We start from the raw sequence: 16,473 nt of genomic DNA, 5'->3' as shown, positions 1-16,473 counted from the left end.
ACTGCAACCTGCCGCGCGCCACCAAGCTTCCAGCGCGGGTGCGTCAATCAGTTGCTCGCTGTCCGATAGTTGTGGCGGTAGAAAATGTGCACACCGATCCGCGCGGTCTGTTTATAGACCCGCGACCAAGATGGCCGAACCGCCGTCGTGTGGTAGTGGGTCGCCCCTTCGGTCAGCTCTTGGCCAATACCATCAATGGCTGCCCGAGCGACCTTGGATACGCGCTCATAAGCCTTCTTCTCGTGGATGACCTCTTTGCGACCGTCACATGTATAGGTGAACTGGCACTGGTATTTCTTGCCGGTGCCCTGGCGGATCACACCACACAGAGAGCTTGGAAAGCGGCTGCTTTTGACCCGGTTCAAGATGACCTCGGCCACAGCAAACTGGCCACGCACGCTTTCGCCACGGGCTTCGAAGTACAATGCCTCGGACAGGCACTTCCAGTTTTCGTCACCGGTTGCCTTGGGTTGCTGGTCAAGCCAGTCCTTGGAGTATGTTACTTCAACTGGTTTGGCCGCCTTACGCGGTTGGAACAGTTTGAAATAGTCGCGAAAGCTTTGCGCCGGCAATTCGCTGCGGGCGACAAGCTCTTTCTTTGCAGTATCAATTGCTTCCCTCTCGGCGAAGGACGCACTCGGCAGCACGGTTGCCGCCATTGTGGCAACAGCCATTATGTAACGTAGCATCAGATAACCTCGCACAGGCACTTCACGCGCCATACCCTCCCCCGGCGGGCGCGACGAGGCATTTAACGCAATCGAGCGCAAAGGTCCAGTCTTTCAGAAAATGCAAGTGGAATCTTGCCCGTAGCGAAGATAAATTTCGCCTACGAGTGTCCAGATAACCCACTAATCCTTGGGTTTTCAGGCCCTGTCAACCCCCAAGTCTGGAGGAAATCGCCAGTTGAGCGGCAGCCAGCCGAGCGACCGGAACCCGGAACGGCGAACACGAAACATAGTCGAACCCCAAATCCCTGCAAATGGCGATTGATTCGGGGTTTCCGCCGTGTTCTCCGCAAACAGACAGGGTCACATCCGGTTTCGCGGCTCGTCCCCGCTCGGCTCCCAGCTTCAGCAGTTCCCCGACCCCATCCGGATCAAGAACGTGGAACGGATCTTCGCCGAAGACACCCTGGCGAACATAGGCGGACATGAAACGGCCGGCATCGTCGCGGGACAGACCATATGTCATCTGCGTCAGGTCATTCGTTCCAAAACTCATGAACGCGGTCTGCGGGGCGATCTCTTCTGCGCGCAGACAGGCGCGCGGGGTTTCGACCATCACACCCAGCCGATATTCAAACTCCTGCCCGCGTTCTGACGCGACCGCCGCCGCCACCGTATCGATGCGGGACTTGACCAGTTCGACCTCTCGTTTCGCGGATACCAGCGGTATCATCACTTCGGGCACGACGGGGGCGCCGTTCTTTCTGGCATCCAGCGTGGCTTCGAAGATCGCGCGCGCTTGCATGTCATAGATTTCGGGAACGGTCACGCCCAGACGAACACCGCGCAGGCCCAGCATCGGATTGTATTCCGTCATCGCGTCAACCCGACGCTCGACATCGGAAACCGGCAAATCCAGCGCCTCGGCCAATTCCCGTTGGCCGCTGCGTGTGGTTGGCAGGAATTCGTGCAAGGGCGGGTCGAACAGGCGAATGCAGACGGGCTGCCCTTCCATGATTCTGAACAGTTGAACAAAGTCTTCACGCTGCATCGGAAGCAAACGTTCCAGCACAGCCGCCCTGCCCGAAGACGTTTGCGCAAAAATCATCTCGCGCATCACGATCAGGCGACCGGGTTCAAAGAACATATGTTCCGTCCGGCACAGGCCGATCCCCTGCGCCTGAAAGTTGCGCGCGGTCTGCGCATCGGCCGGTGTGTCGGCATTGGCGCGGATGTCAATATCACGCTCGGCATCGGCCCACGCCATCAAGGTCTGAAAACAATCATCCAACGCGGCCTCAAGCATGGCGGGCTGCCCTGCCAGCACCTGACCGGAACTGCCATCGATGGTCAGAATATCGCCGGTCTTGAAAACTCGACCATCGGGTGCGGTCAGCATCTTCTTTTTGGTCTGGAACCGCATGTCTGAGGCACCAACGATACAGGGCAAGCCAAGTCCACGGCCAATCACGGCGGCGTGGCTGGTCATCCCGCCTTTTTCCGTCAGAACCGCAACGGCCGCATGCATCCCGCGCACATCCTCGGGCGAGGTTTCGCGGCGGACCAGAACGCAGGCCTCGCCGCGCGCGGCACTGGCCTGCGCTTCTGCGGATGTAAACACGATCTTTCCTGTTGAAGCGCCCGGGCTGGCACCGATGGCCGTCGTCAGCACGTCACGCCGCGCTTCCGGATGGACCTGCCGGTGCAAAAGTTCATTCAGCGCGTGGGGGTCCACACGCATCACCGCCTCTTGCGGCGGTATGATCCCGTCTTCGGCCAGACGAACGGCGATCCGCATCGCCGCGCGCGACGTTCTCTGAACCCGGACGCCGTCCAGAATATGCACGTTGCCGTTTTGAATGACGAACTCGACCTGCATTTCTTCGCGCAGTTTTTCACGCATCAGCGCAGCTTGTTGCTTCAACTCGGCAAAGGCTTTGGGTGCGACTTCTTCAAGCGACGGTCCACGCGGGTCTTTTTCAAGAAACAGCGCGGCCACATCTTCGCCCAGCGCATCACGGCCCTGGCTCTGGCTCAGGTAGCGCCCAGTGATCTGCGGCATTCCTGTGGTCGAGTCGACCAGTTGAAGCACACCTGATCCGCATTCACCCTGCCCGACCCCCGGGATCATCTCTTGAATGACAAGCCCAAGACCGGCATCTGCCGGGGCGCCCTTGGCCTGCCGCAACAGCCGAGCGGATGTCCCGTCCCATGCGCGGGCCATCGAGCGCAAAACACCGATCAGCTGTTCACCGCGGTCCTGCGGAAAAGCTTCGTCCGTTTCATCTTCGTACGCGCGCAGGGAATGGCGCAGACCTTCGCTGCCATCCATGTCGATGTCATCAAACACATCCGCGTCCAGCCGCGCCACGTGGATCGCATAGCTTTGAACGAACCTGAGATACAGCGCTGCGGCGGCCTCTGCCCCCATCGTATCGGACAGGTCCACATAGCGTGCATCATTCATGCCAATGTTCAGAACCGCACCGGGCCCGCCCCAGTCGGGATCTTCGGAACTTGGTCGGACGCACAGCAAGGTCGCCGGATCGAATTGCTCAAGGATCGCGTCAAGGTTCGGAACTTCGCCTTCCGCAATCTGATGGACCGCATCAAACGACAACGCGACGGTCCGGGGCACCGGCAGGTCCAGTCGAACCAGTCGTTGCAGACACTTGGCCCGCCCGCCATGGGTATGGGCCGTGACCGGAGCATCGGGCGTAATGAGCGTGGTATGCGGATTATTCTGCACTGCAGCACCTTTTGATTTGCGTGCAGCATAAGCGCTTGCGCCCTTCGTGCAAGGGCGTTGTGGGCACGCATCGCTGCGTGCCCGAGGTTTTAACCTTCGATCCGCGAAAGATCGGCCACGCTGGAACAAACCTGCCTGATCTGACTGAGCAGGTTCAGCCGGTTGCGGCGGATCACATCATTGTCGGTGTTGACCTGCACGTCCTCAAAAAAACCGTCCACAGGGCCGCGCAGCGCGGCCATGGCGGCCACGGCAGCTGCGAAGTCTTCGGACTTCAGAGCCACATCGATCTGCGACTGAGCCCTGTCCAAAGCCGCGAAAAGCGCCTTCTCGCTTTCGGTCTCGGCGAATTTCACATCCGCACCGTAAGAGTATTCCACGCCGTCCTTTTCCTCGGCCTGGGTCAGGATGTTGTTGGCCCGCTTGAACCCCTGCACGAGGTTTTCCCCATCCTCGGTCGCGATCACCGCATTCAGCGCGCGCGCACGTTTGACCAGCAGGTTGAGGTCGTCATTGCCCTCCATCGCGATGCAGGCGTCGATGATGTCATGGCGGATGCCGTCGTCTCGAAGGAAGACTTTGAGCCGGTCGTGGAAGAAGGACAAAAGGTCATCTGACGTATCGGGTACCTTCCGTTCAAGATGCAGAAAGTCCGCCATTTGGTGCGTCCCGGCCTTGTCGCCCGCAAGCTTCTCCTTCACCGTACGGAACGCTGCTCCGAAAACACCGTGGTCGGCAATCTCATCCAACAGCTCTGCGACATGCCCGTCGTGCAAGGCTTCGTTCGAAGCCGCTTCGGCCCGAACGAGTTGCGCGTCGAAGAAACGGTCGAGCTTCAGCCGCAGATCATTGTTCAGGATCAACCGGATCACCCCCAAGGCCGCGCGACGCAGCGCGAACGGGTCCTTCGACCCGGTGGGCTTTTCATCGATCGCCCAGAACCCGGCCAGAGTATCAAGTTTGTCCGCAAGCGCCACGGCGACCGACAGAGGTGCCGCAGGCACATCATCCGACGGCCCCAGCGGCGAGTAGTGTTCTTGCGCCACAGCTGCCACCGCGGCATCCTCGCCGGCGGCTTCGATGTAATACCGCCCCATGAGCCCCTGAAGTTCGGGGAATTCATAGACCATCTCGGAACTCAGATCGGCCTTGGCCAGGCGCGCGGCTTTCTCGGCCTGGTCCGGGTCGGCGCCCGTCACCGGGGCCAGTTCGCGGGCCAGCGCGGCGATGCGCTCGATACGTTGGGCCTGAGTGCCCAGCTTGTTGTGGAAGGTCACGTTCTCCAGCGCTCGGGTCCATTGGGTGATGTCCGACTTGGCAATGCGCAGGTCGTTCTCCCAGAAGAACTTGGCATCGGCCAGACGTGCCGACAGCACCTTTTGGTTCCCCGCCAGAATGGTTGCGCCGTTGTCGGCGGTTTCGCGGTTGGCGACGGTGATGAACCGTTCGATCCGACCTGTCTTGGGGTTCTTCACCGAAAAGAACTTCTGATGCTCTTTCATCGAGGTCTGCAATACTTCGGGCGGCAGTTCCAGAAACTCGTCATCGATCTGGCCCATCAAAACCACGGGCCATTCCACCAGCCCGGCAACCTCGGCCAACAGGCCCTTGTCTTCGACGATTTCCAGACCTGCGGCAAAAGCCATGTTCTGTGCATCATTCCAGATGTGTTCGGCACGTTCATCCGGCGAGAGAATCACGAATGCGCGTTTCAGCTTGGCGGCATAGTCCTCGAAAGACGTAACCGGGAACCGGTTGGGGGCCATGAAACGATGACCGGCTGTGGTGTCTCCGGAACGGATGCCGTCGACATCCATCGGAACAACCTGCGCCCCGGAATCATCCGACAGGATGCACAGAATGGAATGCAACGGACGCACCCACCGCAGGCTGCCACTGCCCCAACGCATGGATTTGGGCCATGGGAAGTTGCGAATGGTGGCCTCCAGCACTTCGGCAATGATCTCGGCGGCCGGACGGCCCGGTTTCTCGATGGTGGCGAAGTAAACGGCGCCCTTGGGGGTCTCACGCTCTTCCAGTTGGTCGCGGGTCAGGCCCGCGCCCCGCAGGAAACCTTCGATCGCCTTGTCCGGCGCGCCGACCTTGGGTCCTTTGCGCTCTTCCCGGATTGTCGGACTTTGCGCCAGCAGACCTTCCACCGCCAATGTCAGGCGGCGGGGTGTGGTCAGTGCGGCAGCGTTTGAATAGGTCAAGCCGGCCTCGACCAGACCATCGGTAATCCGCTTTTTCAGATCCTCACCGGCACGGGTTTGCATCCGCGCAGGAATTTCTTCGGAAAACAGTTCGATCAGCAGGTCGGGCATAGTCGGTCCTTAGAAGTTCACAATCGTCTGAATGACGATGGCATTGGCGATATCCACAAAGAAGGCGGATACAAGGGGCAGCACGATAAAGGCAATAGGCGAAGGCCCATATCGCTTGGTTACTGCCGTCATATTTGCAATCGCCGTGGGTGTGGCGCCCAGGGCAAAGCCTCCGAAGCCCGCGGCCAGCACCGCTCCGCGATAATTCGAGCCTATCAGGGGAAACAGCACCCATATCACGAAAACGACCGTGAACAGAGTTTGCGCCGACATGATCACGGCAATTGCCACACCCAGTTCCGCGATGGTCCACAACTGCAAGCTCATCAGTGACATTGCCAGAAAGGCACCAAGAGCAAATTCAGACAGCAACGCCAGCGACGGTGTACGCGCAACCGGCGGCGCGGACGGAGCAATGGCCGTTCGGACATTCGAGATCACGATGCCCATGATCAGACAGGGCACAAACAGCGGCAGCTTCAGCCCCGCGGCCGAAATCGCCTCGCCCAGCGCATAGCCCAGAATGATGGCAAGGTTCAGATGCAGCAGCACGCGCATAATGGTCACATGGTCAATTTCGGTGGCCACGGTCGCTTTTTCCGGCAGTCCGACCGTGTGTTCTTCGTCAGGTCGGTTCGGCGAAAGGTCTCGTGTTTCCACCAGAAGACGTGCAATAGGACCACCTACCAGCGCGGCAAGCACGAGTCCGAGCGTCGCCACAGCAACGCCAAGTTCGGTTGCACCGTCCAGACCCGTTGCGCTGGCAACTTCGGGTGCCCATGCGATTGCGGTTCCGTGTCCACCAATCAACGCGGCCGAACCGAACAGAACGCCAGCTTGCGCAGGATAGCCAAACAAGGACGCACCTGCCGCGCCGATAACGTTCTGCGCAACAATCGTAACAAGCGTCAAAATCAGAAGTATTAACAGAGGCTTACCACCGGCAATCAAGTCAGAAAGCCGCGCGTTCAGTCCGATCCCGGCAAAGAACAGAACCAGCAGAGCGTCCCGGGTCTGCAACTCGAATGACAGCTCTACATCGGCAACGAGATAGAGCAGCAAAACCACGAGCGAGGCCAAAAGGCCGCCTGTGACCGGTTCAGGAATGTTGAACTGCCTCAGAACCGCGACTTTGCCGTTGATCCGGGCACCCAGCAGATACACCGCAAATCCCAGAGTCGCGGTAATGAAGTCCGGGATCAAAACGGTATCAGCCATGGTTTTCCTCAGTTTTCAGGGCGTTTCGGGCACTCCTCACCCACCACCGTACCGTCATAGGCTTTTTCACCGCAGTTGTTCAGAGCGTGCCAGACATATCCCTTGCCATCCCTGGTGATCGCCACGATCCGGTCGACGCCGAAATGGATGTTCTTCACACCCAAGAACGCCTGCGCCTGACCTGATTTCAGCGCATCGCCCAGCGACACGGCATCGTAACAGTCAAACCAACCCGGCGCGGTCAAGGGTTCGGGGTTTTCGACAGGCATAAACCCGTCCATCTGATCCGGTTTCAGATCCGTTTCGAAACAGCCACGGTAGCGGATCGGAGAACTGTCTGCATCGATCGCCTGAAATTCTGAATAGGGGATCGGGACGGGCATATCGCCTTCTTCCGTCATCAGGACCACGTCCTGACCGGGTTGCGGTTCGACCTCATAGTAGAAACCGTAAATCTGCAAATAATACATTCCGGCCCCGGCCGCCAGGGCCGACAGCAACAGGACAATTGCCAGCAGTTTTCCCGTCATCTCTTAAGCCGCCTCTTTCAAGTTCTTGTAAAATAGGACAGGTTTCATCCGGGTACAGGCATCAATGAGGTCAACACCATGGATTCCACGCTTGCTGTCGGTTTTTTCGGCGCATTGTTTGCGATCATGAACCCGGTTTCCAACCTGCCGGTGTTTCTGAGCGTCACTCAGGATCTGCCTGCCGCCGACCAGCGCAAGATCGCGGTGAAGACGGTGATCTATTGCCTGATCCTTGGTGGAGCCTTTGCGCTGGTCGGAAGTCAGGCGCTTGGCCTTTTTGGCATCAGCGTCAATCACCTGCGCGTCGCCGGTGGCCTTGTCGTCATGATGATCGGCCTCAATATGCTGAACGGTAATGAAAGCACCTCTCACCACGGAACGAAAGGCGAAAAGGAAGCTTACCCCGAACCAGACACTGTGGCCTTTTACCCGCTGGCCTTTCCCATCCTGGTGGGCCCTGGCACGATAACCACCCTGATCCTGTATGCACATCAGGTCAAAACTCCGGTCGAAGCCTTTGTTTATGCAGCAGTATTCCTCACCGTAGTTGGCCTGCTTCTGATCACGTTCTGGAACGCCGCATGGCTGGCTGAACGCCTGTCCAGCAACGCGCGCGTGATCATGAGCCGCTTCATGGGCATGATCCTTGCGGCCATTGCCGTCAGCATGATCGCAGACGGACTCAAAGCACTTTTGCCCGGACTGGCCTGACTGCCTCATCAGGCCTGAAACCCGGCGGCCTCGGTCTGCACGAACGCATCCGCACATTGTTTGGCCAGCGCCCGAACACGCCCGATATAGGCCTGCCGTTCCGTCACCGAGATCACGCCGCGCGCGTCCAGCAGGTTGAAGATGTGACTGGCCTTGATGCACTGGTCATAGGCCGGGTGCGCCATGATGATGCGCTTGCCCGTCTTCGGATCCACATGCTCCTGGCTCAGAATTGCGGCGCACTCGGCCTCGGCCTCTTCGAAGTGGCGCAGCAGAACCTCGGTGTTGGCCACGTCGAAGTTCCAACGGGCATATTCCTCTTCGGTCTGCTTGAAGATATCGCCGTATGTCAAAGGGCTGGGCGACTGGGGATCGTTGAACGGCATGTCCATCACGTGATCGATGCCCAGAACATACATGGCCAGACGCTCAAGCCCATATGTCAGCTCGCCTGATACCGGCGCGCAGTCATGCCCGCCGACCTGCTGGAAATAGGTGAACTGGCTGACTTCCATTCCGTCACACCAGACTTCCCAACCCAGACCCCACGCGCCGAGTGTCGGGCTTTCCCAGTCATCCTCGACGAACCGGATGTCGTGCAGGTCCATGTCGATGCCGATGGCTTCAAGGCTTCCCAGATACAGTTCCTGCAAATCCGGTGGGCTGGGTTTGATTAGTACCTGATACTGATAGTAGTGCTGCAACCGGTTCGGGTTTTCGCCATAACGCCCATCCGTCGGGCGGCGCGACGGCTGAACGTAAGCCGCGGCCCATGCCTTGGACCCCAGCGCGCGCAGGGTCGTCGCGGGATGGAACGTTCCGGCCCCGACTTCCATGTCGTAGGGCTGTAGAATCGCACAGCCTTTCGACGCCCAATAAGTCTGAAGCCGCAGGATGATCTCCTGAAATGAACGCGGTGCGCTGGTCGGTTCGGTCATGGCATTCCCTCTGGGCGCCTCTGCGCCCGGTTCCGGTCGGTTTTGCCCTTCCTATGCAAGGGGCCAAGGGGCGTCAACGGGGCTTGGGTCCAAGCCTGTATCTGCGGAGCCACACCGGAAATTCCCCGCATTCGCGGCATGGCGTTTCGCAAATGAATTCGCGTATTCTGCACCAAAGCACAAACACTGCAAAAGACGGGCAGACTATGACACGCGTATTTTCAGCAATCCTATTGTTTCTTCTGGTCGGCCTGCGCGCCGCAACCGCACAACAAGATCCCGGCGTCTGGGTCCAGGTCGAGGCCCAGCCATCACTGCGCGAAGCGCAGGAACGGGCACAGGCCTATGCCGGCACCTTGCCGGACGTGAACGGGTTTCGCCTGAACAGCGGCTGGTACGCGATCGTGATCGGCCCCTATGCTCGTACCGACGCCGAACAGGTGCTGCGCGTCTATCGGGCCGAAGGCCAGATCCCGCGCGACAGTTACATCGCGTTTTCCAGCTCGATGGGGCAACAGTTCTGGCCCGTCGGGGCAAACGTGCTGAACCGCGGCACCGTCGCGGCACCAATTGAACCTGTGGCACAACCGGAAGAGGCTCCGGCTGTGGTCACACCACAGGATTCCGATGAAACCCGCGCACAGGCGCTTCAGTCCGAACGTCTGTTGACCGCGCAGGAACGCAAGGATCTGCAAACGGCTCTGCGCGCGGCGGGGTTTTACAACTCGACCATTGATGGTGCGTTCGGGCAAGGCACCCGCCGATCAATGAGCGATTGGCAGCGCTATAACGGGTTTGACGCCACGGGTGTTCTGACCACGTTGCAGCGCAAGGCCCTGATGGATGAATACAACGCGCCGCTGATCTCTGTCGGAATGGAGCGGTATTCCGACGACAAGGCCGGGATTGTGCTCGACATGCCTCTGGGCGCTGTGAGCCTTGATCGCTATCAAGCCCCGTTTGCACATTTCAAAAGCATCTCTGACCTGAACGCCAAGGCGCTCCTGATCAGCCAGGAGGGGGACAAGAACACGCTCCGCGCGCTTTACGAGGTGATGCAATCGCTTGAGATCGTTCCGCTGAATGGCCCTCGTGAACTGGGCCGCGACCGGTTTACCCTTGAAGGGCGCGGCAACGGCATAGTGTCCTTTACGCAAGCGCAATTGGCGGATGGAAAAATCAAGGGCTTCACCCTTGTCTGGCCCGAAGGAGACGAAGCACGTCGCCTGCGGGTTCTGTCAGCGATGACCTCCAGCTTCAGCACGACGGATGCGGTTCTGGATGCCTCCGCCGGTGCATCCGCAGAACAGCGCATCGATCTGGTGTCGGGCCTTCAGGTCCGCAAGCCTCGGCTGACGCGCTCTGGTTTCTTTGCGGATGAGAATGGGACAGTACTGACGGTTTCCGAGGCCGCGGACAGCTGCACGCGGATCACTCTGGATGATGATCACGAGGTTCAACTGGCCCTGACGGACCCTGAACTTGGCGTGTCAGTCCTGCGCCCTGCAAAGACTCTCGCCCCCATGAGCGTCGCCGCGTTCAGTGCCGCCAAGCCGCGCATCCAGTCAGAAGTGGCCGTGTCCGGCTTTTCCTATCAGGGCGCATTGGGCGGCCCCTCTCTGACCTACGGGCAGGTCGCGGACGTTCGTGGGCTGAACGGTGAGACCGGCGTCAAACGTCTGGCGCTGAATGCCCAACCCGGCGATGCAGGCGGCCCCGTCTTCAACAACAGCGGCAACGTCGTCGGAATGTTGTTGCCCACACCGTCCGAAGGGCGCACCCTGCCCGCTTCGGTCAGCCTTGCGGCCACCGTTGATCGGTTGACGGAAATTCTGGCAGAGGCCGGAGTGTCCGGTCAGTCGAGCGAGGAAACCACACGGATCTCACCCAATGAGTTGAACCGGCGCGCAACCGGCATGACGGTTCTGGTTCACTGCTGGGATTGATCCGACAGCACATCAATGCAAGACACGCGCCGCATGAAAATGCGGCGCGTTTTCGTTACAGAATGTCAGGTGTCACGTGGATCAAGGTCGGCACAGGCGCATCGAATGCAGCTCGGACGGCACTTTGCATCTCTGCAACGTTCGACGGCGCCATGGAAAACGCGCCAAAGGCTTCGGCAAGCTTACAGAAATCAGGATTGTGGGCCATGACCGCATTGGGGGCGATCTGGCTGCGCACCATACTGTCTTCGATTTCCTTCAGCTTGCCATTGTCCCAAAGAATGATCGGAAGCGACAATCCCAGTTCAACCGCCACGCCCAGTTCCTGCATCGTGTAATGGAACCCGTAATCCCCGGCGATAACCGCCGTGGGTTTGCCGCGTCGGGCAACCGCCCCGCCAATACCGGCGGGCAACCCGTAGCCAAGAGTGCCAAACCCCGTCGGGTGGTGCCAATGATGGGGGAAGGCCATGTCCCAGACCTCTTTTGCAACGTAAGCAAATTGGGTCATGTCCGAATAGATCATCGTATCGGCCGGCATGGCCGCGCGCAGGGCATCTGCGATCGGTACGATTCCGGGCCGCTCGGCATCCACCTCAGCACGCCAGCGCGCGCGCGCATCGGCCACTTCCTCGGGTGACCAGCCTGTTGCCGGTTTCATCTCCTGGGTTGCGTGCCACAGGGCGCGGGCAAAGCTCTGGCTGTCGACTTGCAGCTTGATGGCGGCGCGGTGGCGATCAGACAGAACCTCGGGGTCGAGATCAACGCGTATCAAGGTCGCCTTGTGCCCCAAATCCTGCCGCCACAAATCGACCTCGCCCAGCTCGGCCCCGACAGCGATCACCAGATCCGCCGAGGCGATTACCTCGGCACTGCCGGGACGCGGCAACATGGACCCGAAATCCAGCGGATAGTTAGCGCCCGGCAGCCCGCGCCCGGCATAGGTGGTAAAGCAAGCCGCCCCCAGCTGCGTCAGAATCTGCCGCCATTCATTGGATTTGCAGCCCCCACCCAGAATGAACAGCGGCCTTCGGGCCAGGTTCAACATGGACACGACCGATGACACGTCAGGCGGCAAGGCTTTGGTGCGCAGCGCGGGCTGGTTGGGGAACGGCGCCGGGTCGGCCTCGGCCTGCAACTGCGCGATGGGCACCTGAATGTGCTTGGGGCGCGGGCGCGAAAGCTCGAATTCTTCAAACGCCCGTTCTATCAGCCCATAGGCAGCTTCGGCGGAGTTGGCCTGTACAGACCAATCCGCAACTGTACCGGCGGCGACACATTGATCTTTCATCTGGTGCAACTGGCCCCGGACGGCCTGCGTTTCATCCAGACAGGAAGACAGAACCAGCATCTGAACCGAGTCGCTGTAGGCCTGTCCGATCGGGGTCATGATGTTGCACAAACCGGGACCGGTGATCACATAGGCGACGCCAGGGCGGCCGGTCGCGCGCGCGTAACCGTCAGCCATGAATCCAGCCCCCTGCTCGTGCCGGGCCAGAACATGCGTGATCCCGGCCTCTTCGATACCACGATACATTTCCTGATTGTGGACACCGGGAATGCCGAAAATCACATCCACGCCACGATCCTTGAGCATATGCGAAATTTGCGCGCCAAGGGGTCTTTTCATCAGCCTCTCCAGAATTGAACGGTGAAGATCGCGTATACCGCTAAAAGCTCGAGCCGCCCGACCAGCATTCCGGTTGTCAGCAGCCATTTGGCCGTATCGTTGAGACCTGCGAAATTACCCGCCGGTCCGATCTGATCGCCAAGACCCGGGCCAACGTTGGCCAGCGCTGTCGCGGCCCCGGACACCGAAGTAATGAAGTCCAGACCTGTCAGTGCCAACGCCCAGGACAATACGCCCATCGACAGAACGAAGAACATGAAGAAACTCATCACCGAGGTCAGAACGTCCCGTCCGACCGGCCTTCCATCATAGAGCGGCATGAACACGCCATGTGGGGACCGGATCCGTTTGATCTGGCTTTTGATCGAGGCAAACAGCAACTGATACCGGAAAACCTTGATCGAACACGCCGTCGACCCCGCGCATCCACCGATCAATCCGATCAGGAAGAACAGCATGATCGGAAAGCTGCCCCACCCCATGTAATCGACACTGGCATATCCTGTCCCCGAGATGATCGAGGTAATATTGAACAACGACTCGCGGAACGCCTGTTCCCAGTGATGGGGAAAGACCGAGGTCAGAAAGACTGACATGATGACAACCAGAACCAGAATGGTCGCCAGAAACGCCCGAATTTGACTGTCTTTCAACAGTGAAGATGTATGACCATTGGCCAATTGCACATAACGCACAAAGGGAAGAGCCGCCAAGATCATGAAGACGGATGCAGCATATTCGGCCGGGCCTGAAAATGTACCAAACGAGGCATCATAGTTCGAGAAACCGCCCGTGGACACCGTCGTGAAAGCATGGACCAACGCGTCAAAAAAGCTCATCCCAAACGCGGCATAGACCAGCACGCATACAACTGTCAGGAAGACGTAGATCAGGGAAATCTGCCCCGCAATCTCCTGCGCGCGAGGCAGGATTTTCCCCATGGTCTCAAACCCTTCCGAACGGAAGATCTGCATGCCACCAACCCGCAATTCCGGCAGGAACACCATCGCAACAACGATGATACCGATGCCCCCCAGCCATTGCAGGATGCCCCGCCACAACAAAAGACCCTTTGGCAGCGTGTCCAACCCTGATATCACGGTCGAACCTGTGGTCGTCAGACCTGACATCGCCTCGAAATACGCATCGACAAAGCGCAGCTCGGTTTCACCGAACAGAAACGGAATTGCCCCGAAGACCGGCAGCGCAACCCAGACCCCTGTTGTCAACAGAAAGGTCTGCCGAATGGTCAAGCCCTCGCCCACGCCGTTGGAACAGCTCATCGCCAGAACGGATCCGGTCAGTATCGTGATGATTGCGCTTTCCAGGAAGACATTCCATTCGCCGCGACCCTCGATGATGTCCGCAAGCATAGGAAACAGCATGGTCGCCCCAAGAATGGCGACCAGCAAGCCAATCACATATCCGACCGGGCGAAGATCCATCATGACGCGCAGCGTTGGCGCGCCAGCCCGACCGTGTCAAGCAGATGATCCCGGTTTACGTGTCTGTTTTGGTATCTGCCCCCGGCATTGCGGGCGGTTTCGACGGCGGTCGCGTTTTGCGCGCCTGCGGTTTTGTTTGTTCTGCCGCTGCCGCGGATTTTGACTGCGCAGCAGAAGACGCCTTGGTCGCCGAAGCCGCCGGACGGGCCCGAGATTTCTTCGGCGGGGTCGCCGCAGCAGTGGAAGACGCGGCGGGGGCTGTATTCCGCGCAACCGGTTTGGCGTTCTTGGCTACAGTTGCGGCCGGTTTCGCATGGGTTTTTGGCTGCGACGCCGGCTTGGGTGCGGGCTTTGCTTTCGCCGCAGGTTCAGCCCGTGGCGTGACGGCAGCGCGTGGCTTCGCGGAGAACTCCGCCGGTTTGGGTTCAACGACGGCAACCTTCTTTACGGTTTTTTTCACTGCTGCGGTCTTTTTGACGGCAGGTTTTGGCACACGCGGCGCGGTGGCTTTTACCTTGACCGGCGCCTTTTCCACCGGCTTTTCCGGAGACGCCGCAGCCACGTGCAACGCGTGCACAGGCGCCATCGGCAATTCAAACGCTGAACGGGTCACGATCTGCATGATCTTCATCTGGTTGACCATTGCGTAACCAGCCATGCGAATTGCCGCAGCTTGAAACTCCAGCGGTTGGGTAATCGGATTCATTACATGTTTCTCCTGTAAAAACGATGCAGCCCGAGATTTGTGACTAAAGTGGCTTGTCCGCTTCGATTTCTCGAACGGTGATCGCGGTCTTGCAGTCCAAGGCGTCTCACGTCTCGGCTTCCTTTCGGGGCCGTTCACCATTCAATTGGCATACAAACGGCTGCTGCATTCCCTATGGATATACAACAAGAACAGCGCGGATGCAGCATTTTTGCTGCGTTGCGGCAAAAGAACGCTTACAGATGAAATCTCTGATTAAATTCTAGCCGCTTATGCAGGTGTATTCACCCAACGTGAAACAGGGTGGTGAACAGTCTTGGATCCAGGCTGGAGGCCGCAAAGGTTGGACCTTCGGTCAGAATCGACACGGCGTCGTGGCTGTGCAGGCTTTCCTGATGGCTGGCGACAACCCGAAAATCACCGACGTGATGATCTGCCAGCAATTCAGCGCAGAACAAGCGCGCCGCATCTTCGACAAAAATCGGATTGGCGGCGTTCAGCTCGGCAAAAGCCTGTTCATCTTCACGTTTGACCATGACCTGCGTTTCGGTCGGAACCGCGCGTCGGCACAGCCCGATCAGGTCTTCAAACCAAAGACAATCGGCATCGCAATCCACGACCACGGAAATCCGCGCGACGGAACGTTGTGAATGCGGTGTCGCCAATTGTCCCCGCATGACGCGGGCATGCTCGCTCAACTCCAGAGAGCATGGGCAGGTCGAGGAATAGACATAGTCCAGATGCATGATCTTCTGGCGTACACCGTTGGATTCCACCAGTTCCAGAGCGATGTCGTAATACTGGTACCCTTCCAGACCCGATCTCAGGCTCTTGATCTTGTCGGGGTAGGAAAACCGCATCTGGATACGTGCGTCAAAGCTGTCCAGATCAGTCATGTAGTCGTCAAGCGCCGCCTGCATGACTTCAAAGCTGAAAGTACGCTCGGCATGTTTGTAGAATGACCGCATGATCCGGGACATGTTGATGCCCTTTTTCTCGGCCTCAAGGCTGACGGTGCCCGTAACAGACGTCTCAAGCGTCAGGTCTTCCCCATCTTTCCGGTGGAAACGGATCGGCAGGCGGAAATTCGAGATGCCAACATGCTGAATCTGCTGTTTGGCACCGCGGATCAGGCTGGACGGGCCGTTTTGCAAGTCGGGCAGTGACGCGCGGTAATCCGCGTCAACCGAGAAACCCTCCGGGTACTCGCGCGAAAGCGAAGGATAGTTCACCTGCGTCAGGCCGGGCACCAGCCGCGCAATGGCCGGATCCAGCTGGCTGATCTCGGATGCCGTCGCAGATTCCGCCCATTGCCGCAGAACTTTCAGGGCCTCGGCGGCTTCTTCCTGATCCGGGGTCTCATCAATGTCGCGAGGGTGAATGTTCATCGGCTGCGGTTCCTCGATTGGTCGTAGGAATATATACGACTACAGGTGATTTACCAGTTTAACCCAATACGCAGGCAATAGCAGTCCGGATTGAAAAAACCGGCGCAAAACCGTCATTTCGCAACGAAATACGCCTTTTGCAGGTACAAAGACCAACCTTCAACCGCGAATACCGCCCGAAAAGACGCCGCGTTCACAGACAACGCGACGACCCCAGCGG

The 16,473-nt window shown here is 58.9% G+C and carries 12 protein-coding genes; 3 read left to right on the top strand and 9 right to left on the bottom strand.

Annotated features, from left to right (window positions below; genetic code table 11):
* Positions 1-47 precede the first annotated feature (47 nt).
* The 5 genes from AC2FF8_RS09245 to AC2FF8_RS09225 form a co-directional block, all read right to left on the bottom strand.
* Positions 48-689: a cell wall hydrolase gene (locus tag AC2FF8_RS09245; RefSeq protein ID WP_170346602.1), complete on the bottom strand. Its 642-nt coding sequence runs from the start codon at positions 687-689 to the stop codon at positions 48-50.
* 187 nt (positions 690-876) lie between these two features.
* Entirely contained in the window at positions 877-3,417 is a 2,541-nt protein-coding gene (locus tag AC2FF8_RS09240) for a putative PEP-binding protein (protein WP_425078043.1), read from the bottom strand.
* An 89-nt stretch (positions 3,418-3,506) separates the two neighbouring features.
* Positions 3,507-5,741 carry a glycine--tRNA ligase subunit beta gene (gene glyS, locus AC2FF8_RS09235; RefSeq protein ID WP_496879518.1) on the bottom strand — a complete coding sequence of 745 codons (2,235 nt, stop codon included), beginning with the start codon at positions 5,739-5,741 and terminating at the stop codon, positions 3,507-3,509.
* Positions 5,742-5,750: 9 nt separating this feature from the next.
* Positions 5,751-6,959: a sodium/glutamate symporter gene (gene gltS, locus AC2FF8_RS09230; protein WP_496879517.1), complete on the bottom strand. Its 1,209-nt coding sequence runs from the start codon at positions 6,957-6,959 to the stop codon at positions 5,751-5,753.
* Between the two features lie 8 nt (positions 6,960-6,967).
* The gene (locus tag AC2FF8_RS09225) at positions 6,968-7,489 is read right to left on the bottom strand and encodes a DUF6446 family protein (RefSeq protein WP_425078041.1); all 522 of its coding nucleotides are present in this window, start codon (positions 7,487-7,489) and stop codon (positions 6,968-6,970) included.
* A 78-nt stretch (positions 7,490-7,567) separates the two neighbouring features.
* Here AC2FF8_RS09225 and AC2FF8_RS09220 point away from each other — a divergent pair, with 78 nt between their 5' ends.
* The gene (locus tag AC2FF8_RS09220; protein WP_170346597.1) at positions 7,568-8,200 is read left to right on the top strand and encodes a MarC family protein; all 633 of its coding nucleotides are present in this window, start codon (positions 7,568-7,570) and stop codon (positions 8,198-8,200) included.
* 8 nt (positions 8,201-8,208) lie between these two features.
* On the opposite strand, the gene AC2FF8_RS09215 is transcribed toward AC2FF8_RS09220, so the two are convergent.
* Positions 8,209-9,138 (bottom strand): glycine--tRNA ligase subunit alpha, encoded by a 930-nt coding sequence (locus tag AC2FF8_RS09215; RefSeq protein WP_152457612.1) that lies wholly within the window; start codon positions 9,136-9,138, stop codon positions 8,209-8,211.
* Positions 9,139-9,344: 206 nt separating this feature from the next.
* Between AC2FF8_RS09215 and AC2FF8_RS09210 the strand changes: the two genes are divergently transcribed.
* A complete protein-coding gene (locus AC2FF8_RS09210) occupies positions 9,345-11,084 on the top strand; it encodes a serine protease (RefSeq protein ID WP_496879516.1) in 1,740 nt (579 codons plus the stop codon).
* 55 nt (positions 11,085-11,139) lie between these two features.
* On the opposite strand, the gene AC2FF8_RS09205 is transcribed toward AC2FF8_RS09210, so the two are convergent.
* Entirely contained in the window at positions 11,140-12,714 is a 1,575-nt protein-coding gene (locus tag AC2FF8_RS09205; RefSeq protein WP_496879515.1) for a thiamine pyrophosphate-binding protein, read from the bottom strand.
* Entirely contained in the window at positions 12,714-14,162 is a 1,449-nt protein-coding gene (locus AC2FF8_RS09200; RefSeq protein ID WP_257600475.1) for a TrkH family potassium uptake protein, read from the bottom strand. Before AC2FF8_RS09200 ends, AC2FF8_RS09205 begins: the two co-directional genes overlap by 1 nt.
* Positions 14,163-14,173: 11 nt before the next feature.
* Between AC2FF8_RS09200 and AC2FF8_RS09195 the strand changes: the two genes are divergently transcribed.
* Positions 14,174-14,809, top strand: a complete 636-nt coding sequence (locus tag AC2FF8_RS09195) for a hypothetical protein (RefSeq protein ID WP_496879514.1) — start codon at positions 14,174-14,176, stop codon at positions 14,807-14,809.
* A 340-nt stretch (positions 14,810-15,149) separates the two neighbouring features.
* On the opposite strand, the gene folE2 is transcribed toward AC2FF8_RS09195, so the two are convergent.
* Complete coding sequence (folE2, locus tag AC2FF8_RS09190; protein ID WP_496879513.1) at positions 15,150-16,253, bottom strand: GTP cyclohydrolase FolE2; 1,104 nt, start codon at positions 16,251-16,253, stop codon at positions 15,150-15,152.
* Between the last annotated feature and the right edge of the window lie 220 nt (positions 16,254-16,473).

This window comes from Ruegeria sp. YTSA144, assembly GCF_059610125.1.
The sequence above is the reverse complement of the archived record's forward strand: the minus strand, read 5'-3'. Positions and strand labels throughout refer to the sequence as shown.

Coding starts and splice junctions, on each gene's coding strand:
- AC2FF8_RS09245 (WP_170346602.1), bottom strand. CDS start 689: ATGCTACGTTACATAATGGCTGTTGCCACAATGGCGGCAACCGTGCTG.
- glyS (WP_496879518.1), bottom strand. CDS start 5,741: ATGCCCGACCTGCTGATCGAACTGTTTTCCGAAGAAATTCCTGCGCGG.
- gltS (WP_496879517.1), bottom strand. CDS start 6,959: ATGGCTGATACCGTTTTGATCCCGGACTTCATTACCGCGACTCTGGGA.
- AC2FF8_RS09225 (WP_425078041.1), bottom strand. CDS start 7,489: ATGACGGGAAAACTGCTGGCAATTGTCCTGTTGCTGTCGGCCCTGGCG.
- AC2FF8_RS09220 (WP_170346597.1), top strand. CDS start 7,568: ATGGATTCCACGCTTGCTGTCGGTTTTTTCGGCGCATTGTTTGCGATC.
- AC2FF8_RS09215 (WP_152457612.1), bottom strand. CDS start 9,138: ATGACCGAACCGACCAGCGCACCGCGTTCATTTCAGGAGATCATCCTG.
- AC2FF8_RS09210 (WP_496879516.1), top strand. CDS start 9,345: ATGACACGCGTATTTTCAGCAATCCTATTGTTTCTTCTGGTCGGCCTG.
- AC2FF8_RS09205 (WP_496879515.1), bottom strand. CDS start 12,714: ATGAAAAGACCCCTTGGCGCGCAAATTTCGCATATGCTCAAGGATCGT.
- AC2FF8_RS09200 (WP_257600475.1), bottom strand. CDS start 14,162: ATGATGGATCTTCGCCCGGTCGGATATGTGATTGGCTTGCTGGTCGCC.
- folE2 (WP_496879513.1), bottom strand. CDS start 16,253: ATGAACATTCACCCTCGCGACATTGATGAGACCCCGGATCAGGAAGAA.